This window comes from Actinopolyspora lacussalsi, assembly GCA_030803735.1.
Lineage (GTDB): Bacteria > Actinomycetota > Actinomycetes > Mycobacteriales > Pseudonocardiaceae > Actinopolyspora > Actinopolyspora lacussalsi.
This window is the reverse complement of record JAURUC010000001.1, coordinates 4346020-4368984: the sequence shown is the minus strand read 5'-3', so window position 1 is coordinate 4368984 and position 22965 is coordinate 4346020. Positions and strand designations below refer to the sequence as shown.

Here is a 22965-nt window from a genome sequence, read left to right as displayed (position 1 = left end):
GCGGTGACCAGTCCCAGCCGCTCGCAGGCGGTCCACTTCCACGCACGTGGAGAGCACCAAAACGTGGGCCTGTGGGGCGCCTGTGACTACGGTCCACCTCCACGCACGTGGAGAGCACTTCGCCGCGGCTGGCTACACCGTCGATGTCGCCGGTCCACCTCCACGCACGTGGAGAGCACGGCTTGCGCCGCCAGGTATTTCGACAGCGCGGCGGTCCACCTCCACGCACGTGGAGAGCACTCGTCGTGCTACTGTCCGGGCAGTGCTCCCCGCGGTCCACCTCCACGCACGTGGAGAGCACGCGTCGGCGTCCACGAGCCCGTCGATGGCGGGCGGTCCACCTCCACGCACGTGGAGAGCACTCGTCGTGCTACTGTCCGGGCAGTGCTCCCCGCGGTCCACCTCCACGCACGTGGAGAGCACGCGTCGGCGTCCACGAGCCCGTCGATGGCGGGCGGTCCACCTCCACGCACGTGGAGAGCACCCTCTGCGACCTGCGACGTTACAACCCTCGTTGCACGTTTTCACACCGCCAAACCAACAAGAAACCTCCAGCCACGATCACGAGCCAACGGCCGGACCGCACCACAGTATCCACGAACCAGCCACAGGAGGCCGGACCCGACCAGTTTCCGTGACTCTTCAACGGAACCGAACCGCACCGGACTTTGGCAAGGCTCATCCATGAGCATCCCGCACAAACCCGCGAGTGCCTTGTCGAAAATCCTCGCGGGATCTCAGAGCGCGGTGATGCGCAGCACGTCGATCAACAGCATCCGCTCGCCGACGGTGTACATGACCAAACCACCGTGGAAAGCGGCTTTCCACTGGTCCCGACCTTTGTCGTAAGTTCCGGTGCGCGGGTCGACGCGCAGCTCGTCCAATCGTTCGTCGACAGCTTTTTGAATCCGTGGCGGGAGGTCGTTGTAAGTCCGATCGGCTTGTTCGCCCCAGCGAATCGCGTATCGAGCCATCAGTGCCGCAACCAAATCGGGGGGGTGGTGGGATCGCTCAAGTCGTCGATCCGTTCCGAGAATCCGGTCTGGTCCCCGTCCTCGAACAGGCGGCGCATCATTTCCCGATCGTGCTCGGTCGGCGGGTTCGCGGCACTGGTGGCAGTGGCCCACCACTCCGTGAACCGCTCCTCGGTGAACCCGTACTCCCGCTCCAGATCGAACTTCATGAGCTCATCCGGCTCGCCGTACAACCGCAACGCCTCCCGAATGTCTTCCGGGTCACGCTCGACCACCAGGGGCCCAGAATTCATCCAGAACACAGCACGAAGTATGCCGACACCACCAGCCGCACCGCACCCCTGACCAGCCAGAAATCACCCGACCGCGCGAACTCGCCACGTCACAGACCCTCTCCCAGATGAGGCGAGCACGGCGCTCGGCTATCACGCCGTGATAACCGTGCCGCTCCACCTCCACGCACGCGGAGAGCACCTCCGCGACCCGCGATGCTGAATGCGAACAGCGATCGTTACGGGTAAGGAGAATCTGTCATGGGTATGGAAGGCGAGCCCTGCCCAAACTGCCCCGGAAATGATCCGGACTGCGCGACCTGTTCCGGAAGCGGCAAGATCTGATGCCGGATACGCTGACTTGCCCGGACTGCGACGGTAACGGGTGGGATCGTCGTCGCGACGATCACTGCGATTTGTGCAACGGGGATTTGCGCAACGGGACGGGATCGATACCCCGCTGAACCCGCGCACGACCCACGACGGGGCTACCCGCACAACGCGGGCAGCCCCGTTCTCGACAGCTCACCCGGCGGATTGCACGGTGATTCCGGGCAACCCCTTGATCTCTCCCATGAGCCCGGGGGAGATCTCGACCGGGTAGTCGGGAAGTTCCACCCTTCCCTCGCGGGTTCCGGCCACGATCACCCGCACCGGGGTCGGTCCGGCGTGCGCCCGCAGGCTGGTGCGCAGGTCCAGCGCCGTCTCCTTGTCGAGCTTGAACGCGTCGGCCCGCAGCACGAACGCCCCGCCCCGTTCCGCGACAGGGGTGGGGTCGTGTTCCGCCGAGGTGATGTCGAGGGTGACCAGCCCGTCCGCGAAGATCGACATGGTCTCGTCCCGATAGTTCACGCGCCCCTTGACCGCCACGGCGCTGTCGGTGACCAGCTCCTCGCCGACCACCGAGTAGGACTTGGGGAAGAACAGCGCCTCGATCGAGGAGTCGTAGTCCTCGACCGTGACGATCGCCCACGGCTCACCCTTCTTGTTCACCCGCTTGTCCACGTTGGTGATCAGCCCCGCCACGTGGACCTCCCCTTCGGCGGGTGCCTCGTTCTTCAGCGTGGCGATGGGTTTGGCGTGTTTGCGCAGAATCCCCTCGGCCCCGTCGAGGGGGTGGGCCGAGACGTATAGTCCCAGCATCTCGCGTTCGTAGGCGAGTTTCTGCTTGCGCGGCCACTCCTCGTCGTCGATCGCGAGATGCGCCAGCGGGCTGGCTTCCTCGGCGGCGGCGTCGTTGCCCCCGCCGAACAGGTCGAACTGGCCGAGCGACTCGGACTTCTTCAGGCTCGTCATCGCTTCGACCGCGTGCTCGTGCACCGCCGCGAGCCCTTGGCGGGTGTAGCCGAGCTCGTCGAACGCGCCCGCTTTCGTCAGGGATTCCACGACGCGTTTCTGGCACACGTGCGGCGGCACCTTGGACAGGAAATCCGCGAATCCGGTGAACGTGCCGGAGTCGGTCTCATTGCGGGCGGCGATGATGCTCTCGGCGACGCCGGTGCCGACGTTGCGGACCGCTCCGAGCCCGACGCGGATCCGCCCGTCCGGGGTGGCGCTGAACATCACCCCGGATTCGGTCACATCCGGCGGCAGCACGGTGATCCCCATCCGGCGGCATTCCGACAGGTACGCCGCTGTTTTGTCCTTGTTGTGCGAGAACGCGGTCAGCAGCGCGGCCATGTAGTCGGCCGGGTAGTGCGTCTTGAGGTAGCCGCTCCAGTACGACACCAGCCCGTAGGCCGCCGCGTGCGACTTGTTGAACGCGTATCCCGCGAACGGCAGGATCACATCCCACAACGCCTGCGCGGAGTCGCGGGTGAACCCGCGTTCTTCCATCCCGCTGAGGAACTTGGGGTGCTCCGCGGCAATGACGTCCTTCTTCTTCTTGCCCATCGCCTTGCGCAGCGAATCCGCTTGTCCGAGCGTGTACCCGGCGAGCTGCTGGGCGATTCGCATCACCTGCTCCTGGTACACGATCAGCCCGTAGGTGTCGCCGAGGATGGGCTCCAGCGCGTCGGCCAGCTCGGGGTGGATCGCCTCGACCTGCTTGCGCCCGTTCTTGCGGTCGGCGTAGTCCAGGTGCGCGTTGACGTCCATCGGGCCGGGTCGATACAGCGATACGCAAGCCACGAGGTCGTCGAACCCACTCGGCCGCATCCGCTTCAGCAGCGTTTGCATCCCGCCGCCTTCGATCTGGAACAGGCCCAGACTGTCACCACTCGCCAGCGTGTCGAACGTGCCGGAGTCATCCAGCGGCAGCGACAGCGGTTCGATCTCGACACCGTGGTTGGCCTTGATCATCTTGACGGTGTCGTCGATGATCGTCATGAAGTTCAGGCCGAGAATGTCGATCTTCAGCAGACCGACGGCCTCACACTGCGGCCCGTCCCAGCCGGTGATGATCTCGCCGTCGTCGCGCTTCCACAACGGCAGCACGTCCAACAGCGGCTCGCGGCTGATGATGTGCGCGCAGGCGTGCACCCCGGCGTTGCGGACCAGACCTTCGAGTCCGCGGGCGGTCTCGAAGATCTTGGCCATCGTCTCGTCGTTCTCGATCAGCGCCCGCGCCTCGGACGCTTCCGGGTAGCGCTCGTGCTCCGGGTCGACGATGCCCGACAGCGGAATGTCCTCGGCCTCGGCGGGGGCGGGCAGCGCTTTGGAGAACTGATCGGCGACCGCGAAACCGGGCTGGCCCAGATGCACCCGCGCCGCGTCCTTGAACGCCGCCTTAGTCTTGATAGTGCCGTAGGTGATGACCTTCGCGAAGTTCTCCTCGCCGTACTTGTCCTTGGCGTAGGCGATTACTTCCTCGCGACGGCGTTCATCGAAGTCGATGTCGATGTCCGGTGGGGAGTTGCGCTCGGGGTTGAGGAACCGCTCGAACAGCAGCTCGTGCTTGATGGGGTCGAGGTCGATGATGTGCAGGATGTAGCTCAGCAGCGCCCCGGCCGCGCTGCCTCGCCCGGGACCGACCCGGATGCCCTGTTCCTTGGCCCAGCGCACCATGTCGCCGACCACCAGGAAGTAGGAGCTGAAGCCCTTCTCGGTGATGACCTTCAGTTCCCAGTCCAACTGCTCGCGGTACCGCTGGGTCAACCCCTCGGGAAAGCGCGAGGGGATGTAGCTTTCGATCTCCTCCCGCAGTACCTCTTCCTCGGTTCGACCCGGCTCGATCTTCGCCTGCGGCATCCGATTGGTCTCGGCGAACGCCTCCTCGTAGTCCTCGACCATCTCGGTGATCGCCAGCGTGGCATCGCACGCCCCCGGGACTTCGGAGTCCCAGTAATCGCGCATGTCCTCGGCGGATTTGATGTGGTACCCGCCGCCCTGGAACTGGAACCGGTTCGTGTCCGCCAGTGTCGCCTTGGTTTGCAGGCACAGCAGCGCATCGTGGTGACCGGCCTGGTCATCGGTGACGTAGTGGCTGTCGTTGGTGGCCACCGTCCGCAGCCCCAGCCGGTTGGCGATGTCGAGCAGTTCCGGCCGGATACCACGCTCCATCTCGATCTCGTGGTCCATGACCTCGATGAAGAACCGGTCCTGCCCGAAGATGTCGCGGTAGTCCGAGGCCGCCTGCAACGCTTCCTGTTTCTGACCCAGCCGCAGCCGGGTGAGCACCTCGCCCGCCAGGCACCCGCTCGTGGCGATGATCCCCTCGGAGTACTGGCTGATCAGCTCCCGATCCATCCGCGGCTTGCGGAAGAACCCCTCGAAGCTGGCTATGCTCGACAGCGTGAACAGGTTGCGCAGCCCGGTCGAGTTCTGCGCGAGCAACGTCATGTGCGTGTAGGCACCGCCGCCGGAGACGTCCCCGCCGACTTCCTTGTCGTCAGCGTCCTTCTTCCCAGTCGCCCGGCTACCCCAGAACACCGGCTTCTTGTGATGACGACTGGCGGGAGCCACGTAGGCTTCGATCCCGATGATCGGCTTGACCCCGGCCTTCTGCGCCCGGGTGTAGAAGCTGTGCGCGCCGAACATGTTGCCGTGATCGGTCATAGCCACAGCGGGTTGCTCCAGCCGAGCGACCTCGCTGAACAGCTTGTCATGCTTGGCCGCACCATCCAGCATCGAAAACTCGGTGTGCACGTGAAGATGCACGAACTGGCTCTGGCTCACGGCGTCCCCTTCGAGGCTCCCACTACGTACGGGGCAACGTTAGTCCCCGCGCGCGGTCCTCGCTCACGGGGCGGTTCACCTCCACACACGTGGAGAGCACGCCCGCATCGACGCCGAGAAGATGTGGAAGATCGGTTCACCTCCACGCACGTGGAGAGCACCCGGCCAGCAGCACCACCAGGGCGCGCAGCTGCGGTTCACCTCCACGCACGTGGAGAGCACATCACCCTGCCCGTGCTCGGCGTCGACGGCACCGGTTCACCTCCACGCACGTGGAGAGCACTTGACCACGCCGTCCTGGGCGTAGACGAGGGACGGTTCACCTCCACGCACGTGGAGAGCACCGCTCACCGATGACCGCGGTGAACGCGATGCCCGGTTCACCTCCACGCACGTGGAGAGCACCCTCTGCGAACTGCGATGTTACAACCGCCGCTGCACGTTTTCACGCCGCCAAACCAACGAGACACCTCCACCCCACGATCACAGGCCACAGCCGGACCGCACCACAGTATCCACGAACCAGCCGCAGGAGGCCGAGCACACCGGTTTCCGCGATACTTCACCGGAACCGAATCACACCGGACCTTGACAGTTCCCCACCGAACATCACACACAGTCCCACGAACGCCGTGCTGGGATTCCTCGAGATACCTCAGAGCGCAGTGATGCGCAGCACATCGATCAACAACATCCGTTCACCAACGGTGTACATGACCAAACCACCGTCAAAGGCAGCTTTCCACTGGTCACGACCTTTGTCATAGGTTCCCGTGTGCGGATCGGCGCAGAGTTCGTTCGTACACTTTCTGATCGCGTTCTGGGTTGGTCGCGGAAGATCTCTGAACGTCTGACTGGCGTGTTCGCTCCAGCGAATGAGGTATTGAGCCGTCACTGTAGTGTGAAACTTCCGTCGTCATTCTGGATGTAGAAGCCAGTGTCGTCGCCTTCCTCGAACAGGCGGCGCATCATTTCCCGATCGTGCTCGGTCGGCGGGTTCGCGGCACTGGTGGCAGTGGCCCACCACTCCGTGAACCGCTCCTCGGTGAACCCGTACTCCCGCTCCAGATCGAACTTCATGAGCTCATCCGGCTCGCCGTACAACCGCAACGCCTCCCGAACATCGTCCGGGTCACGCTCGACCACCAGGGGCCCAGAATTCATCCAGAACACAGCACGAAGTATGCCGACACCACCAACCGCACCGCACCCCTGACCAGCCAGAAATCACCCGACCGCGCGAGCTCTCCTCCCACAGACCTTCTGCTTGGATGAGGCGAGCACAGCGCTCGGTTATCACGCCGTGATAACCGAGCCGTTCCACCTCCACGCACGTGGAGAGCACTCCAGGCCCGCCCGGGAGGCAAGTTCGACTGCCGGTCCACCTCCACGCACGTGGAGAGCACCGCCCCCGTGCTGGACGGCGAGACCATCACCGCGGTCCACCTCCACGCACGTGGAGAGCACTACTCGAAGAAGTCCCTGACGAGCTGATTCCACGGTCCACCTCCACGCACGTGGAGAGCACGTCGGCGGATCTGCTCGACATTCGGGAAATTGCGGTCCACCTCCACGCACGCGGAGAGCACGCTCGGCTCACGGGGAGGATGCCGATGCCGAGCGGTCCACCTCCACGCACGTGGAGAGCACCGAGTCAAGAAAAACTCGTCGGGCGGGGCCGCCGGTCCACCTCCACGCACGTGGAGAGCACATCACGTCGCCGCTCGTGAGTGCGGCGGCGCTCGGTCCACCTCCACGCACGTGGAGAGCACCGCGCATCTCGGTCAATTTCTCGGTGCCGGACCGGTCCACCTCCACGCACGTGGAGAGCACCCGCGAGCGCCGCGGCGAGCGGTAGTCCCTGACGGTCCACCTCCACGCACGTGGAGAGCACAAGGCCGCACACCAGGGGCTCGACAAGTCGCACGGTCCACCTCCACGCACGTGGAGAGCACAGCACGGAGGCTCTGGCCGCTCGCCTCGCGTGCGGTCCACCTCCACGCACGTGGAGAGCACCCTCTGCGACCTGCGATGTTACAACCGCCGCTGCACGTTTTCACACCGCCGAACCAACGAGAAACCTCCTTGCGTCACTGACCAGCTTCCTGGCAACACCGCATGAGCGAACACTACATCGAGTTACCCAGCCATCCGAAAAATCACCTTCCACGGCATCTAGCCGGAGGCTAACCAAAGCGGAATCTCGTGTGGACCACGAGACCGTCTCGTGCCAGCGTCCACGACGTGGTGGACGGCACGCGACTACTCGGTCGTCCTGGGGTGTCCCGTACCAGCGTGAGTGAGCCACACGGTGCGGCTCTGTTCGTCGAGGAGATACCAAACGCGTCCACCGCTGGTGACTTCGATCTGCCACGCGGGCAGTTCGCACCCCTCGCAGGAGCCTGTTGGCACAGTTCGTCCCAGCCTTTACCAGTCTCACTGGTACCGCACCGAATCTCCCACTAGATCCTGCGCCGCTGGTGGGGCGACGCGCTGCTTTCGCCTGGTTCCGCCACCGCTCATACGTTGTCGGGAGGTTCGGTGGCCGGGCCGTGGTCGGTGGCATCTGTGGTCAGCGAGGCGTGCACCTCGGGGTCGGCGTGCACCTCCGCCGTGTGTTTCCAAGACTCGATAACCCGCGCCACGGGCGCCGGATTGTCGATGGTCTCGGTGGCACGCAGTGTCTCGACGAGTTCCACCACGAACGCACGGACGTCCTCGGCGGGCAGGAAACGCACCCGGGGAAATGCTTCGGGGACGACATCGACCGGTAAGGACAGCGCGGCCCCGTCCTGGCGCATCATGGCCGTGAACAGTGCGGTGGTGGCCGAGACGACCTCGTTCTCCTGCTCGGCCCGGGCAGCGGTGGTCAGCACCAGGTCCTCGTCGTCACGGCGCGCAGCCCCGGATGACGGCTATGGCTCGCATCGATCTTGGCGACCGTGTCCTTGGGATGGTTGACCAGGTCGGAGAACCGAACCTCCAGAGCACGTTCCATAGTTTTAAACCAGTGCGAAACTCGAAGAGGCTCGAGCAGCCCCACAGACACTCACGGACGCTTCTCCTGTAGAGAGCGCCGCTCAGCGGGAGCTCTGGGCTCTGCCACGAGCTTACGGGGCCAGCCCGGGGCTATCCGCCGTCCGAACTCGAAGTCGATGGACGCCAGTACAACAGCCCCACCGCGAAGACCACGGCGAGACACGCGAGCACCCCAATACCCCAGAAGTTGCCCTGCTCGCCCGAGTCGAACAGCGACGGTATGAGCAATATCAACGCGGAAGCCGACACGGTCATTCCGGCCAGACCGAACACGAACAGCCACTTCCCTTTCATCATCACCACCTTAACCGAATGAGCTGATAACGGCAGTGATGCGCAGCACATCCAAACATTCGTCGACGGCTTCCCGAATCGGTGGCGGGATCACTCAAGTCGTCGATCCGTTCCGAGAATCCAGTCTGGTCACCGCTTGGCTATCACGCCGTGATAACCGTGACGCTCCACCTCCACGCACGTGGAGAGCACACACCGGCCGCCTGGAGCTGCTCCCGCAGCCCCGGTCCACCTCCACGCACGTGGAGAGCACCCCTCTGCGACCTGCGACGTTACAACCCCCGCTCCACGTTTTCAAAGCGCCGTGCCAACGGGAAATCACCCGATCCGAAGACCACATCGGAGGATCGAACCCGGACGACGGGCACGATCGAGTTCACTCCGCCACCTCCTCCAACCCGACATCGTCGTCCAACCACAACATCCGCTCGCCAACCCGCGCCGGAGCGGCCTTCCCATGTTCGGAAACGGGGTGTTCCAGCGCCACCAGCTCCCCAAGCGGCCAGATGTCGCGCCAGAGCCGGGGCAACCTCGGCAGCCGATCGGGCGGCATCGAGGACAACGGCCCGCGAGGCATCGGCACGGAACGCCGCATCACCGAAATCAACTCCTCGCGGGAGAGCTTCCCGTCGCTCGGCCGGGGCAACGCAGGACCTTCCGGCCCGTCCAGCCGAGGCACTCCGTCAGCCCCCACGAAGTACGCCAGCCCGCGCTCCGAATCGGCCTGGAACCGCGTGCTCGCCCTCTCCTCCGGAAGCAATCCGTCCGACAACTCGTTCAATGCCTTGAACCCGCGCGGTCGGGGTATTCCCACTCGCTTGCCCTCCGAGCGCTTGATCATCTCGTCGGCCTGCCTGCGGGTCTCCGCCTCCTCGAAACCACGGATCAGTTCGAGATCACCCTTGTCCCCGGCGGCCGGATTGCCCCGGTCCACCAACCGCTGGACGTCCTCCGGCACCCGGATGCCGCTCTCGGCGTGCTCGTCCAGCAACCGGTGCGCGCGAACCAGGCTCGCGGTGGGATACACCGCCGCCCAGGCCCCGGGCGGCCCCTTGTCGTTCCACGAGGTCAGCACCACGAGTTCCCGCGTCCCACCGCGATTCGGATCGGCCCACTCCGGCCGCAGCGGGTTCAGCGCCGGGTGCCGTTGCGACCTGCCCGCGCGTTGCAACAGCAGTTCGACCGGCGCGAGATCGGTTATCACCAGGTCGAAGTCGACGTCGAGGCTCTGCTCCACGACCTGGGTGGCGACCAGGATCGTGCGCTCCCGGACTCTGCCCGCCTTCGGATCTTCCTCGGTCGGTTTGCCGAACCGCGCGGTGAGTTCCTCGGTGACGGACTCGCGGACGTGCATCGGGAACCGGGCGTGCAGCAGCCGAAGCTCCACCCCGGTGCCTTCGAGGTGCTCGCGCAGCAGCCGCCACGTGCGCTGGGCGTGCGCCACCGTGCTGCACAGCACCAGCGCGGTTCCCCGGTCCTCGACCAACGGCGTAAGAGCCCGCCGCAGCACGGGCATCCGGTCCGGCTCACCGTCGCGGATCTCGACGGCACGGGAGGACACCGCCAACCTCCGACGCTGTTCGTCGGGAAACGGCACCGGACGCGGAACAACCGGCTCACCGTGTCCGATGTGGACCCAACCGGGATAGGGGACCGTGATCCGTTCCTCGGTTCCCGCCCTGTCGCCGCGGTAGGCGGCGGCGAGTTGGGTGGCCAGCGGGGCGGGCAGCGTGGCCGAGAGCAGCACCACGGGCACGTTCCAGTAGCCGAGCCAGCGCAGCAGCACGCACAGCAGGGTCCGCATGTACTCGTCGAAGGCGTGCACCTCGTCGATCACCACGGTCCTGCCCGTCAGCGCGAACATGCGCAGCGCGTTGTGCCTGGTGGGCAGTACCGAGAGCAGCGCCTGGTCGATAGTGCCCACTCCGGCGCCGGCCAGCAGCCCGCGCTTGGCGCCCAGCAGCCATTCCGCGCAGTGCACCAGGGTCGAGTCCGCACCGCTGACCGAGGCGCGGCTCATCTCCTCGCGCAGCATCTCTTCCACCGGGCTCAGCCACGCCATGCCGTGCAGCATCGCCTGCGAGTTGGGCTCGCTCCCTCTCGTGGTCACGTATCGGGCGATGCGCTTGAACATGTGCTCGGTGGTGGCCATCGTCGGCAGCGCGAAGAACAGGCCGGAGGTGCCCGTGACCTCGGACATGCGGCGTGCCGCGTGCAGCGCCGTCTCCGTCTTGCCGAAACCGGTGGGTGCGGAGATCATGAGCAACCCGCCGGGGCCGAGCGAGCTCGGCAGCCGCTCGGCGATGTCGCGTTGTAGCTCGTTGGCGGGGAAGTCGGGGAACTCCTCGGCGAAGGAGCCAGACCGCAGTCGCAGCGGTGAGAGCCCCGCTTCAGCCACGACCGCCGGTGTCTCGGCAAGCGAGCCGTGGAAGAACGAGCTCAGCGACGACACGTCGCCCCGTTCCGGGACGTCCGGCAACCGTTTCAGCACGTACGGAATCCGGCTCGCCAGCCAGTCGGCGAGGATCACCAGTCCGGTGACCACGTTCGCGGCGGCCGTGTCGAAACTACTGGGCACGGGCGGTTCGAGTACCGCCCGCCAGACGCGCAGCGTGTCGGCGCGCTGCCGTGCCCATTCCTCGTCGCCGAGCCCCAGGGCGCGGGCCTTCACCTGGGAACGACACTCCCGGTTGAGCTCGACGAACCGACCGTGGTGCCCACCGAGCAGCTGTGCCGCCCACTTGGCGATCCTCCCGGGATAACCGAGTTCGATCAGCAGCGGGTACAGCGCGTGCTGCGTGGCCTCGTCGTGGGGAGCGGTCACGTCGTCCGAGTCGTAGCCCGAAGGGACCTCCACCTGGGACTGGAATGAGGACGTGATCTTGCCGATGTCGTGGGCGGCGGCCCAGAACTCCAGCAGTCGGCGGGTCTCGTCCTCGGACAGTTCGAGGAGTTCGGCTATCCGCGCCCGCAGGCCGGGCGAGACATATTCCCGCCACAGGCACCGCAGCATCGCCGCCGCGTCGAGGCCGTGGCACGCCACCGGGTAGCGGGCGCCGCCCAGGCCGCGTTCCTTGCCCCAGAACCGTAAGTCGGCCACTGGTGGCACGTGATCCGGCACATTCACCTCCGAAATATCACGCACTGTTTCGCGGCGAACACACCGCGAATTTCCCGAGAAATTGTCGCCAATACCCCCAAGCCCGCACGTGCTCCCTGTCACTCCCCACCTCCCTGACAATCGAATACCCCTGGGGGTACATTCGGGAAGCGAGTCAGGGAGTCACGAGTCAGGAAATCGCGACCCAGGAAGTCGCACCCGGGGAGGTGTTCGACAGTGGAGATGAAGCCGGAACGCGTGGGCGACGCCCTCACCCGCCTGCGCCGGGCACAGGGCCAGCTCGCCGGAGTGATCGAGTCGATCGAGGAGGGCGAGGACTGCGCCCAGGTGCTGACCCAGCTCGCCGCCGTCTCCCGCGCCCTGGACCGGGCGGGGTTCAAGATCGTATCCAGCGGCATGCGCCACTGCCAGACGGCGCGCGAAGAGGGCGAGGAACCGCCCATGACCGAGGAGGAGCTGGAACGGCTGTTCCTCGCGCTGGCCTGAGCGAGCGACACCTGCCTGGGCAAGAGGCGCAGGATTGGACCCCACGCGCGGCGGCGTGACCGCCGTGATCTCGGGGTCGCGGACCGCAGGCCGCGCCGTGATCCGCTCCCGGCCCGCAGCCCGGAATCCCGCAGCACCGGAATACAGCTACCGGGGGACCCGTTTAATCGTTGTATACCCCCCTGGGTATTAGGAGTGAGCATGCCGGAAGAGTCGATCGAAGTGACCGTCGAGGACCTGGCCACCGCCCGTGACGCGGGTGCGGAAGTCCTCGACGTGCGCTCTCCTGAGGAGTACGCACAGGGACACGTCCCCGGAGCGCGCAACGTCCCGCTGGAACAGCTGCTGCGGACACCCGGTGAGTTCCCGGACGGCGTACGGGTGGTCTGCCAGTCGGGTGGCCGCAGCCTGCGGGCCGCCCGAGCCCTCCGCGAAGCGGGGGTCAACGCGGTTTCGGTTTCCGGTGGAACGGCGGCATGGACCGAATCCGGCCGGGACACCGAAGGAGGTGCGGCGCGATGACACGAACCATGACAGACAGGACACAACCGCCGGAACAACGACTTTCGGAGACACCGCACGTCGAGGTGATCGCCACCTCTTCCCTGGGGGACCGCAGCTACCTGGCGACCGACGGTGAAACGGCGGTGGTGGTGGATCCGCAGCGCGATGTGGACCGGGTCCTCGCCCTGGCGGGTCGCCTCGACGTGCGGATCGGGCTCGTGCTGGAGACGCACATCCACAACGACTACGTGTCCGGCGGGCTGGAGCTGGCCCGGCTAACCGGGGCCGAGTACGGGGTGGCGGCGGCCGACGAGGCGCCGTTCGACCACCGCCCGCTGCACGACGGCGAGGTCGTGGCGGTCTCCGGGAACCTGCGGGTGCGGGCACTGGCCACCCCCGGGCACACCTTCCACCACCTGTCCTACCTGCTGGAGAACGACTCCGGCACGTTCGGCGCCTTCACCGGTGGTTCGCTGCTGTTCGGCACCACCGGCCGCACCGACCTGCTCGGGGAGCAGCACAGCGAAGAGCTCGCCCGGCACCAGCACGCCTCGGCGCGGAAGCTGGCCGACGTGCTGCCGGACGGGGCGCGGATATGGCCCACGCACGGCTTCGGCAGCTTCTGCTCGGCCACCCAGGCGTCGGGCGACTCCAGCACCATCGAACAGGAACGGGAGTTCAACCCCGCGCTGACCCTGTCCGAGGGTGAATTCCTCGAGACCATCCTCTCCGGGCTGGACGCCTACCCCGCCTACTACGCGCACATGGGGGTGCGGAACATCGCCGGCCCCGAACCGCTGGACCTGCGCCGTCCCACCGAGGCGAGCCCGGACGAGTTGGCTAGGCGGCTGGAACACGGCGAGTGGGTGGTGGACCTGCGCTCGCGGAAGGCCTACGTCCGCTCGCACCTGGCGGGCACCGTCGGTCTGGGGCTGGACGGGCCGATGGTGACCTGGCTGGGCTGGATGATCGACTGGGGTTCCCCGATCACGCTGCTGGGCGAGTCGCCCGAGCAGGTCGCGGAGGCACAGCGCGAGCTGGCCCGCATCGGTATCGACAAGTTCGCGGCGGCGGCGAGCGGACAGCCCGCCGAGCTGGCCGCCGATCCGGCGCGGCTGCGCGAGACCACCACGGCGAGCTTCGCCGATCTCGCTGCCGCGCGCTCCGGCGAGCACAACGGGATGCCGCCCGCGGACGTGGTGCTGGACGTGCGGACCAACAACGAGTTCCGCGACTCCCACGTCACCGGCGCGGTGCACATCCCGCTGTACGAACTGCCGAAACGGGTGGGCGAGGTTCCCGAGGGCACGGTGTGGGTGCACTGCGGCAGCGGTTATCGCGCCACCGCGGCGGCCTCGCTGCTGGAATCGGACGGCCGCGCGGCGGTGCTGGTCGACGACAGGTTCGACGCGGCAGGGGACGCGGGGCTCGACCTCACCTCATCCTGACGACCGGTGAAACCCCCGCCGCTCTTCCCCGGAGCGGAGGGCGCCGTGCGGGGCCCGGTGACGGAGCTCCGCCGGAGAACACGACCCACGGAAGGGAACCAATTGTCGAGCGAAACCCCCGGAACACTGCACGCCGCGCGAGTGCGGGAGAACCTGCGAACCCACCCCCGAACCAGGCTGATCGACGTCCGCTCCCCCGGCGAGTTCGACTCGGTCAACATCCCGGGCTCGCACAACGTTCCGATCGAGCTGTTACGCGAGCGGCGAGCCGAACTCGACAGTGGACACGACGACCCGGTGGTGCTGGTGTGCGCCTCGGGCGCTCGTGCCGAGCAGGCCAGAACACTGCTGGAACAGGCGGGAGTGGACGGCTGTCACGTGCTGCGGGGCGGAATCGAGGAATGGCAGCGGGAAGGTGGCGAGGTCAACCGGGGCAGCGGGGTCTGGCCGATGGAGCGGCAGGTCCGACTGGTCGCGGGATCGCTGGTGCTGACCGGCGTGTTGGGCAGTCTCGCCTACCGGCCGCTGAAGTGGCTGGCGGGGTTCGTGGGCGCGGGGCTGACGTTCGCCGCGATCAGTGACACCTGCGCGATGGCTCGACTGCTGGGCATGCTGCCGCACAACCGGAGGAGCGCGGTGGATCCGGACGCCGCGCTGTCCGCTGTCACCGCCGCCGAGCCGGGCGCGCCGCATGCGTGAGGCCGGAACGTCCCGGGGCAGTGAGGCCAGAACGTCCCGGGGCAGTGAGTCCGGAACTGCCCGGGGCAGGGCCTACCCGAGCGGGTACGAGGCCACGACGGACGGTCACGCGCGCGGGCGAACGACGCGGCGGGAGCCGGAATGATCGCGGCGCTCGCGTTCGGGGTGGTCATCGGGCTGGCGATGGGGCTGCTCGGCGCCGGTGGTTCGATCCTGGCGGTTCCGGCGCTGGTCTACGGCGTCGGCCTGCCGCTGCGAATCGCCATACCGGCATCGCTGTTGATCGTGGCGATATCGGCGATCGGCGGGCTGCTGCCCCGGGCTCGGCGCGAGAAGGTGCTCTGGCCGGTGGCACTGGTGTTCGGCGCGGCCGGGGTTCCGGCCGCGTTCGGGGGTGCCGCGCTCGGCGGGTTGCTGCCGGACCGCTGGCTGCTGGTGTCGTTCGCGGTGCTCATGGTGGTGGTCGCGGTTCGGATGCTCACGGGAGGGGAAGCCGCGGGCGGCTCCTGCCGCACCGACACCGGTGGCGTCGAGTGGCGCAGCTGTCTGCCGAAATCGCTGCTCAGCGGTGCGGGTGTCGGAGTGTTGACCGGGCTGTTCGGAGTGGGCGGCGGTTTCGTGGTGGTTCCGGCCCTGACCCTGCTGCTGGGACTGGCCGCGCAGCGGGCCGTGGCCACCTCACTGCTGGTGGTGCTGATCAACTCGGTGGCCGGGTTGGCCGCGCACTCCGGTGTCATCGACGAGATCGAGTACCCGGTGGTGCTGGCGTTCGCGATCACCGCGCTGCTGGTCTCGGCACTGGCCGCGCGGCTGACCGCGCGACTGCGGGCGGAGACGATCCGGCACTGGTTCGGCTACGTGGTGCTGGTGATCGCCATCGGTGTGGGAGTGGCGGCGTTGACCAACCCGGCCGCGCTCGGCGGTTGATGCCGAAGGTGGTCCGGGGAGCACGAGGGGGTCTCCGCCTCCGGATCGCGGCGTGACCACTGGGTGCGAACACGCGGTTTTCCGATTCTCGCCAACCGGAAACCTCGGCAAAACCGGGAAAGAAGATCACTCTTAAGGCCGTCGTTTTTCACTCTTTAGAGGGATACGCTTCCCGTTACTTCACTTGATCCGACCCCGACGCCACTCGCACGCGGAAGGGGTTCGCATGCTCAGTAGTACTCGTCCGTCCGAATCGTTCGCCGTGTCGAGCCGAGTCCCACCGGTACTGGTGGGCCGTGAAGAAGAGCTCGACACCGTTACGGAGCTGGTGCTGTCCCCGCCTGCCGTGCTGCTGCTGGAGGGGGAAGCGGGCGTGGGCAAAACACGCCTGATCCGCGAATCACTGGAACGCCCCGAGATCGAGCGCACCATCCTGACCGGGGCCTGCCAGCCACTCCAGGACCCCTTCCCCTACGGGCCGGTGATCGACGCGCTGCGCACCCTCGATCCGTTCCCCGCCCCCGCACACCTCAATCCCGTCACCGGCGCGCTGCGCAGACTGCTTCCCGAACTGGGCGAGTTCCTGCCCCCGACCCCGGAACTCCTCGGTGACACCGCGGCGGAACGACACCAGTTGTTCCGCGGCGTGCACGCACTGCTCGAAGCGAGCACTCCGGCGATCCTCGTGGTCGAGGACCTGCACTGGGCCGACGAGGGAACCAGGGAACTGCTGCGTTTCCTGATCACCGATCCGCCCGGCGAGCTGGCCCTCGTGCTGAGCTACCGTCGCGAGGAACTGGCCGGGGGCGTCCCGCTGGGGACGGCGTACCGACATCCGCGGCGGGCGCGCAGCGCGGTGATGACCCTGCGTCCGTTGAACATCGAGCAGGTGGGCATCCTGGCCGCGCACCTGCTCGGAACCGAGTCCGTCGAAGCGGGATTCGCGCGGGAGCTGCACGAGCGGACGGCCGGACTCCCGTTCGTCGTGGCCGAGACGCTGCCGACGCTGCGCGCGCAGCGCGAGCGAAGACCCTACTCGGCCGGAGAGCTGAAAACGCTCGAACAGCTCGACGTGCCGGTGCTGCTGCGTGACGCGATGGCCGAGCGGTTGGGCGCACTCCCCGAGCCCGTGACGCGCCTGGTGCACGCGGCGGCGGTACTGGGAACTCCGGCCGAGGCAGGGCTGCTGGGACGGATCGCGGGCGTGCCCGACGCGGCGCACCGGATCGCGTGGGCACTGCGCGCCAACGTGCTGCACGAGGACGGCAACCTCCGTTACGGATTCCGACACTGCCTGGCACGCCAGGCAGTGCACGACACGCTCACCGGCCCGGAACGCCGCGAACTGCACGAGCGCACCCTGCGGCTGCTGTCCGAACAGGAGCGACCGCCGCTGATCCGGCTCGCCGAACACAGCATGGGCTGCGGCAGGGTCGCGGACTGGCTGCGCTACGGAACGGCAGCGGCCGACCGCGCGATCGAGACGGGCGACATCGCCACCGCCACGGAGCTGCTGTGCTCGCTGCTCGAGGAACCCTCGCTGTCGACGGGCGACGTGGATCGACTCGCGGTGCGCTTCGGGCAGGCCGCGCTCGACGGGTTGGGGCAACACCCGGTCCCGGCCGCGTTGCGGCGGGTCCTGTCCGACCAGCGGCTCTCCGCGACCGCGCGGGGCGAGGTGCGTCTCAGCCTGGGGCTGTTGTTGCTGCGGCAGAGCGACTGCCCGGGGACGGCGCGGGGTGAGCTGGAGCTCGCCGTGGCGGAACTGCGGGAGCTGCCGGAACGGGCCGCGGTGGGCATGGCGGCGCTGGCGCAGGCACACGTGGGGACCACGCCGTACGAGCGGTGTTCGGAATGGACCGGTCGGGCGGAGATCGTGCTCGACGAGACCGGCAGCACGGCGGTGCGCTCGGAGTTGCTCGCCAACGTGCTGCCCAGCCGGATGTTCGGCGGGGACTGTTCGGCGGCGTGGCGGCACTTCGAACGGCTGCCCCTCGCGGGCGGGGCGGGTCCGGAGCGGCATCACATCGCGCGGATTCACGGCAACGTCGCCGACGCATACACGTGGCTGGGGGAGTACTCGGCGGCCCGCGAACACCTGACCGAGGCGTTGGGGCTGGCCCGCGCGGCGGGCGGCAGCCCCTACCTGGACAGCACGCTGCGCAGCACCGATATCCGGCTGCGCCGGATGACCGGTGCATGGGAGGAACTGGTCGAGAACGCGGAGCGGCTGCTGCGGGACCACGGACAACTGCGGCCGGTGGCGGTGGAGCTCGCGCTGGTGCTGGGAATGGACGCCGTGACGCGGGGAGACTGGGAGGCCGCCGAACGGTGGCTCACCGCGACCGGAGTGGACACCCCGGACGACTCCTTCACTCCGGTGGTGATCACGGCGGGGGCGACCAGGGTGCGGCTGCGGCTGCTGCGCGGGGACTCACCGGGGGCGGTGAACGCGGCGGATCACGCGGTACGGGTGGTGCGGCGCAAGGGAATCTGGATCTGGGCGAACGAGCTGCTGCCCAACGCCGTGGCAGCCTACGCGCGACTCGACAGGGGCACCGAGGCAGAACAGCTGATCGACGAGTTCACCGCGGCGACCGCGAACCGGCGGAGCCCGCTGATCGCTCCGGCCACGGCGGCGGCGCGGGCGTTCCACTGTGAGAGCGCGGGACGGTTCGACAGGGCGGCCGAGTGGTGGGAAACGGCCCGGGCGGGCTATGCGGCGCTGCCGCAGCCGTACAGTGCCGCCCTCGCGCGGGAGCGCGTCGTTGCCCACCAACTCCGGTCCGGGGAGGATTCCGCCGCGACGCGAATGTCCGAAGTGATCGATTCGTTCGAACGTCTGGGGGCGAGCAGGGACGCCGCACGCTGCAGGCAGCTGCTGCGCGACAGCGGGGTTCCACCGCCGTCGTCGCGACGGGGACGCAGGGGGTACGGTGCCGAGCTCTCGCCCCGGGAGCGTGACGTGGCGAGACTGGTGGGGCTGGGCAACACGAACCGGGAGATAGCCTCGCTGCTGTTCCTGTCGCCGCGAACCGTGGAGCAGCACGTGGCGAAGGTTATTCGGAAGCTGGGGGTAACCTCCCGCACCGAAGTCCGGACCGATTGACCGCGGAGTCTCCGGCTCGGTTGTCGTGGGTGGTTCCGTAGCGGAACCTCTCGCGGGCTCTCGCTGTGGCTCCCCCGACATCGAGTAGGTACGCCGCCCAGGGGCCTCAATTTCGCGAGAAATCGACGGCGACCCTGCCTCCCAGACCGGGTCGAGGCCGGATCTCACGACGATCCCTACCGCACACACGGGGGACCTCCCGCCGTGGGAGCGGCGGGAGGTCCCCTTCGGTCGTGCCCGACAGGGCCGGTGCTCAGGCGAAGCAGTACACCGTACCGAAGTCGTAGCAATCGATCTGGTGCGTGGCCGAGCCGGTGGCACCCTCGTTGTCGGTGACGGTCAGCGTGGCGGTGAACTGGCCGCCGCCGTAGCTGTGGCCGACGGTGCTTCCGGTCGCGGTGGCACCGTCACCGAACTGCCAGGAGTAGCCCACCACGGAACCGTCCGAGTCACTGGAGCCGGTGGCGTCGAAGTCACAACCGGCCGTGGAGCAGTTCACGGTGAACGAAGCGGTGGGAGCGCTGTTCTCCGGCGGCTGCGGGTCCCCACCGTCGCTCTCACCCACGTAGAGCAGCTTGTTGGGCGAACCGGCGCCGATACCGGAGATCTTGCCGGTGCTGGCGTTGTTCACCATGCTGTCGCGGACCTCCGCCGGAGACGCGGAGGGGCTGTCGGCGAGCAGCAGCGCGGCGGCACCGACGACGTGCGGGGTGGCCATGGAGGTACCGCTGATCGTGTTGGTGTCGGTGTCGCTGCCGATCCAGGCGGAGGTGATGTTGCTACCGGGCGCGTAGATGTCCAGGCAGTCACCGTAGTTGGAGTAGCTGGCCTCGGCGTCCTGGCTGTTGGTGGCCCCGACCGTGATGGCGGCCTCGACCCTGGCGGGCGAGTAGTCGCAGGCGTCGGCCGAGGAATTCCCCGCGGCGATGCCGTAAGTGACCCCCGAGGCGATCGAGCTGTTCACCGCGTCGTCCACCGCGCTGCTGGCGGAACCGCCCAGGCTCATGTTGGCGACGGCGGGACCGTCGGCATTCTGGGTGACCCAGTCGATGCCGTCGATGACACCCGCGTAGGACCCACTGCCCTCGCAGTCGAGCACGCGCACGCCGACCAGATCGACGTTCTTGGCGACGCCGTACTCGGCACCACCGACGGTGCCCGCCACGTGCGTGCCGTGCCCGTTGCAGTCGTTGGCCACGGAATCATCGTCGACGAAGTCGTAACCGCTCGAGGCACGGCCCCCGAAGGTCTCGTGGCTGGTCCTGATACCGGTGTCGATCACGTAGGCCGTGACTCCCTCACCACCGTTGGGATAGGTGTAGGAGTCGTCCAGCGGCAGATCGCGCTGGTCGAGCCGGTCGAGGCCGTACGAGGGCGGGTTGTCCTGCGTGCCGAGCGCGTGCACGCGGCGGTTCTGCTCGACGTACTTGACGCTGGGGTCCGCCGCCAGCCGTTCGGCCGCCGTCTCGTTCATCGAGGCGGAATATCCGCGCAACGCGGTTTCGTAGGTCCGCTGGATCTCACCGCCGTAGCGTTGACTGAGATCGGTGGCCGCCGCGCTCACGCCACCGGGCCCGGTGGCCGCGGCGTCCTCGAAGACGACGATGTACTCGCCTGCTACCGCCGCCTTGGCATCGGCGTTCCTGATCTCGCCCGTCGCGGCCTGCGCGGGCAGTGCCGTGGCCAGACCGAAGGATGTCGCCACGGCGGCACCTAGGCACAGGCCTGCGAACCTGCGCCGCCCCGTTCTCGGGTGCTGCATCGTTCCTCCTGCTGATCGCGCCGCTGTCGAGCGGCGGGAACGGTTTCCGTCCACCGCGCACGCCCCGGGGTCTTCGGCACCCGACTCCGGTGAAGTGGCGGTGAACAGTGCCCAGAACGATCGGCCCACGATCGCCGAGGAACAATCCGTGGAACCGTAGGTACGGGTACTTAGGGAATGGAATTCGCCGTTCCCGGAATTCACTGACGGCCGGGCCTGGACGGTGGCAACCAACCCTCGTGCCCACCGCATTCGCGACGGGATTTGGAGAACTCCGGAGAATCGCGCGGAGATCCGCATCGAACCGGCGCGGAAACACGATCCACTCCGGACACCGGGGACTTTAATACTGTTGTCACAACACGAAACCCTTACTCATCGGTAGGAACGAATCGATTCACAGCGTCGGCCTTTCCGCCGCACGCATCACGGAGATTTCGCGGTGCGCACGGAGTTGACAGTTTTCCCAACGACCAGGAAAATCGGGAAATACGGTACCGAAAAACCCGAGGAAAGCTCGTGGGACGCGCCCGATGCTCACCCGAAGGTGTAAAGCATTTGCTGCTAGGCGAGTTCACCGTACTCACCGAACCAGTAGGCCAACCGCCCCCGGCGTCCCACGGCACGGAGCCTGCGTTCGGTCGCCGCGCGCTTGGCGCTGGTGGTCACGATCAGCAGCTGGTCACCGATTTCGATCCTGCTCTCGGGTTGCGGCACGAACACGGATCCGCGGCGGATCAGCAGGGCGATCACGCTCGGTTCGGGCAGCTGCAGCTCCATGACCGTGACGTAGTGCAGCCGCGAGCCCTCCGGGACGGAGACGGTCAACAGCTCCGCGTCGAGCACGTCCAGCGGTGCCGACTCGACCCGCACCTCACGGGCCCCCTCCGGGGTGATGATCCCCAGCAGCCGCGCCACCGGACGCAGGCTAGGCCCCTGCACGAGGGTGAAGACGACGACCAGTACGAAAACGATGTCGACCAGTCGATCACTGCCCCGCACCCCGGCGACCACCGGGAAGGTGGCCAGCACGATGGGAACGGCTCCGCGCAACCCCGCCCAGGACAGGAAGGCGTGCTCGCGCCAGGGAACCCGGAACGGCAACAGCGAGCCCGCCACCGCGAACGGACGCGCCACCAACAGCAGCACGGATCCGATCACGAGCGCGGACAGCACCTCGTGGTAGAGCTCGCTGGGATCGACCAGCAGCCCCAGCAACACGAACAGTCCGATCTGAGCCAGCCAACCGAGCCCCTCGGCGAACGAGCGAGTCGCCGAGCGGTGCGGCAGTCCGGTGTTGGCCAGCACCACACCCGCGAGGTAGGCGGCGATGAATCCGCTCGCCTGCGCCACTCCCGCCGCGGCGAACGCCAGCGCCCCCAGGCCGAATGTGGCCAGCGGATACAGCCCCGAGGCGGGCAGCGCTATCCGCGGCAGCACGAGGGCCCCGATACTCCCGAGCAGCAGCCCGAACAGCGCTCCGGCCCCGAGTTGGTAGAGCAACGAGCCCACCACGTGCCACGGGCCCATCAGCAACGGGGTGGAGCTGAGCAGCATGACGAGGATCACCGTCGGCGCATCGTTGAAACCGGACTCGGCCTCGAGCAGCCCGGCGGCGCGCCTGGGGATCGGCAGTACGCGCAGCACCGAGAACACCGCCGCCGCGTCGGTGGAGGACACGATGGCGCCGAGCAGCAGCGCCAGCTGCCAGTCGAGCCCCAGCAGCAGATTCGCCGCCAGCGCCGTTATCCCCGCGCTGATTCCGACGCCGAGCGTGGCCAGCACACCGGCGGGGGCGAGCACTTTGGACACGTCGGACCACTTGGTGGTCAGCCCGCCCTCTACCAGGATGACGGCCAACGCGGCGGTGCCGAGGTTCTGGGCGAACTGCGGATCGTCGAGCTGAATGCCCAGCCCGTCCTCCCCCAGTAGCATTCCCAGCACCAGGAACAGCAACAGGCTGGGCAGCCCGATCCGGGCGGCGAACCTGGTGGCGATGATGCTCGCCAGCAGCACCACACCGCCCGCGAAAAGGGCCAGGTAGAGCTCCTGCAGGCTCATCTCGTCCCCGATTCTCGGTCGGATGCCGACGTTGGCGGTGGCGAGCACCGGCACGCGCGTCGTCACGCAACGGTGGGTCGGTCATCCAGTACACCAAGATCACCGGAAACGCGCGGCAGCGGCGCGACCACCGTGGTGCGGCGGGAGCCCGTG

At 67.5% G+C, this 22965-nt stretch carries 17 protein-coding genes and 3 CRISPR repeat arrays (1 of these 20 only partly in view); of the genes, 6 read left to right on the top strand and 11 right to left on the bottom strand.

What is annotated here, in order from left to right; genetic code table 11:
- Window positions 1-484: direct repeats of the CRISPR family, unit length 29 nt; unit sequence CGGTCCACCTCCACGCACGTGGAGAGCAC (it extends 33 nt beyond the left edge of the window).
- A gap of 253 nt (window positions 485-737) precedes the next feature.
- From J2S53_RS19400 to cas3, 9 genes are all read right to left on the bottom strand, one after another.
- Window positions 738-974, bottom strand: a complete 237-nt coding sequence (locus tag J2S53_RS19400) for a type II toxin-antitoxin system RelE family toxin (RefSeq protein ID WP_456242180.1) — start codon at window positions 972-974, stop codon at window positions 738-740.
- Entirely contained in the window at window positions 974-1267 is a 294-nt protein-coding gene (locus J2S53_RS19395; RefSeq protein WP_456242179.1) for a hypothetical protein, read from the bottom strand. The genes J2S53_RS19400 and J2S53_RS19395 overlap by 1 nt, the downstream gene beginning before the upstream one ends.
- 504 nt (window positions 1268-1771) lie before the next feature.
- Window positions 1772-5362: a DNA polymerase III subunit alpha gene (gene dnaE, locus J2S53_RS19390; RefSeq protein WP_456242178.1), complete on the bottom strand. Its 3591-nt coding sequence runs from the start codon at window positions 5360-5362 to the stop codon at window positions 1772-1774.
- Between the two features lie 71 nt (window positions 5363-5433).
- A CRISPR array of direct repeats spans window positions 5434-5767; the repeat unit is 29 nt.
- Window positions 5768-6017: 250 nt separating this feature from the next.
- Window positions 6018-6257: a type II toxin-antitoxin system RelE family toxin gene (locus J2S53_RS19385; RefSeq protein ID WP_456242177.1), complete on the bottom strand. Its 240-nt coding sequence runs from the start codon at window positions 6255-6257 to the stop codon at window positions 6018-6020.
- Entirely contained in the window at window positions 6254-6526 is a 273-nt protein-coding gene (locus J2S53_RS19380; RefSeq protein WP_456242176.1) for a hypothetical protein, read from the bottom strand. Before J2S53_RS19380 ends, J2S53_RS19385 begins: the two co-directional genes overlap by 4 nt.
- A gap of 151 nt (window positions 6527-6677) precedes the next feature.
- Window positions 6678-7378: direct repeats of the CRISPR family, unit length 29 nt; unit sequence CGGTCCACCTCCACGCACGTGGAGAGCAC.
- Window positions 7379-7881: 503 nt separating this feature from the next.
- Window positions 7882-8238, bottom strand: a complete 357-nt coding sequence (locus J2S53_RS19375) for a DUF6247 family protein (protein ID WP_456242175.1) — start codon at window positions 8236-8238, stop codon at window positions 7882-7884.
- Window positions 8232-8360, bottom strand: a complete 129-nt coding sequence (locus J2S53_RS19370; RefSeq protein ID WP_456242174.1) for a hypothetical protein — start codon at window positions 8358-8360, stop codon at window positions 8232-8234. Before J2S53_RS19370 ends, J2S53_RS19375 begins: the two co-directional genes overlap by 7 nt.
- Before the next feature lie 131 nt (window positions 8361-8491).
- Window positions 8492-8695: a hypothetical protein gene (locus J2S53_RS19365; protein ID WP_456242173.1), complete on the bottom strand. Its 204-nt coding sequence runs from the start codon at window positions 8693-8695 to the stop codon at window positions 8492-8494.
- A gap of 376 nt (window positions 8696-9071) precedes the next feature.
- The gene (gene cas3, locus J2S53_RS19360) at window positions 9072-11795 is read right to left on the bottom strand and encodes a CRISPR-associated helicase Cas3' (protein ID WP_456242172.1); all 2724 of its coding nucleotides are present in this window, start codon (window positions 11793-11795) and stop codon (window positions 9072-9074) included.
- Between the two features lie 237 nt (window positions 11796-12032).
- Here cas3 and J2S53_RS19355 point away from each other — a divergent pair, with 237 nt between their 5' ends.
- From J2S53_RS19355 to J2S53_RS19330, 6 genes are all read left to right on the top strand, one after another.
- Window positions 12033-12302 carry a metal-sensitive transcriptional regulator gene (locus J2S53_RS19355; protein WP_092927590.1) on the top strand — a complete coding sequence of 90 codons (270 nt, stop codon included), beginning with the start codon at window positions 12033-12035 and terminating at the stop codon, window positions 12300-12302.
- A 201-nt stretch (window positions 12303-12503) separates the two neighbouring features.
- Entirely contained in the window at window positions 12504-12824 is a 321-nt protein-coding gene (locus J2S53_RS19350; protein WP_456242171.1) for a rhodanese-like domain-containing protein, read from the top strand.
- Window positions 12825-12832: 8 nt separating this feature from the next.
- Entirely contained in the window at window positions 12833-14254 is a 1422-nt protein-coding gene (locus tag J2S53_RS19345) for an MBL fold metallo-hydrolase (RefSeq protein ID WP_456242837.1), read from the top strand.
- A 102-nt stretch (window positions 14255-14356) separates the two neighbouring features.
- Window positions 14357-14953, top strand: a complete 597-nt coding sequence (locus tag J2S53_RS19340) for a rhodanese-like domain-containing protein (RefSeq protein WP_456242170.1) — start codon at window positions 14357-14359, stop codon at window positions 14951-14953.
- A gap of 141 nt (window positions 14954-15094) precedes the next feature.
- Window positions 15095-15880 carry a sulfite exporter TauE/SafE family protein gene (locus tag J2S53_RS19335; protein ID WP_456242169.1) on the top strand — a complete coding sequence of 262 codons (786 nt, stop codon included), beginning with the start codon at window positions 15095-15097 and terminating at the stop codon, window positions 15878-15880.
- 226 nt (window positions 15881-16106) lie between these two features.
- The gene (locus J2S53_RS19330) at window positions 16107-18989 is read left to right on the top strand and encodes a helix-turn-helix transcriptional regulator (protein WP_456242168.1); all 2883 of its coding nucleotides are present in this window, start codon (window positions 16107-16109) and stop codon (window positions 18987-18989) included.
- Window positions 18990-19242: 253 nt separating this feature from the next.
- On the opposite strand, the gene J2S53_RS19325 is transcribed toward J2S53_RS19330, so the two are convergent.
- Both J2S53_RS19325 and J2S53_RS19320 read right to left on the bottom strand, forming a co-directional pair.
- Entirely contained in the window at window positions 19243-20751 is a 1509-nt protein-coding gene (locus J2S53_RS19325; protein ID WP_456242167.1) for a S8 family serine peptidase, read from the bottom strand.
- 564 nt (window positions 20752-21315) lie between these two features.
- Entirely contained in the window at window positions 21316-22812 is a 1497-nt protein-coding gene (locus tag J2S53_RS19320) for a potassium/proton antiporter (protein WP_456242836.1), read from the bottom strand.
- Window positions 22813-22965: the final 153 nt, after the last annotated feature.

Excerpts from the sequence above, each read along its gene's own strand:
- J2S53_RS19400 (WP_456242180.1), bottom strand. The coding sequence starts at position 974 with ATGGCTCGATACGCGATTCGCTGGGGCGAACAAGCCGATCGGACTTAC.
- J2S53_RS19395 (WP_456242179.1), bottom strand. The coding sequence starts at position 1,267 with ATGAATTCTGGGCCCCTGGTGGTCGAGCGTGACCCGGAAGACATTCGG.
- J2S53_RS19380 (WP_456242176.1), bottom strand. The coding sequence starts at position 6,526 with ATGAATTCTGGGCCCCTGGTGGTCGAGCGTGACCCGGACGATGTTCGG.
- J2S53_RS19370 (WP_456242174.1), bottom strand. The coding sequence starts at position 8,360 with ATGGAACGTGCTCTGGAGGTTCGGTTCTCCGACCTGGTCAACCATCCC.
- J2S53_RS19365 (WP_456242173.1), bottom strand. The coding sequence starts at position 8,695 with ATGAAAGGGAAGTGGCTGTTCGTGTTCGGTCTGGCCGGAATGACCGTG.
- J2S53_RS19350 (WP_456242171.1), top strand. The coding sequence starts at position 12,504 with ATGCCGGAAGAGTCGATCGAAGTGACCGTCGAGGACCTGGCCACCGCC.
- J2S53_RS19345 (WP_456242837.1), top strand. The coding sequence starts at position 12,833 with ATGACAGACAGGACACAACCGCCGGAACAACGACTTTCGGAGACACCG.
- J2S53_RS19335 (WP_456242169.1), top strand. The coding sequence starts at position 15,095 with ATGATCGCGGCGCTCGCGTTCGGGGTGGTCATCGGGCTGGCGATGGGG.
- J2S53_RS19330 (WP_456242168.1), top strand. The coding sequence starts at position 16,107 with ATGCTCAGTAGTACTCGTCCGTCCGAATCGTTCGCCGTGTCGAGCCGA.
- J2S53_RS19325 (WP_456242167.1), bottom strand. The coding sequence starts at position 20,751 with ATGCAGCACCCGAGAACGGGGCGGCGCAGGTTCGCAGGCCTGTGCCTA.
- J2S53_RS19320 (WP_456242836.1), bottom strand. The coding sequence starts at position 22,812 with ATGAGCCTGCAGGAGCTCTACCTGGCCCTTTTCGCGGGCGGTGTGGTG.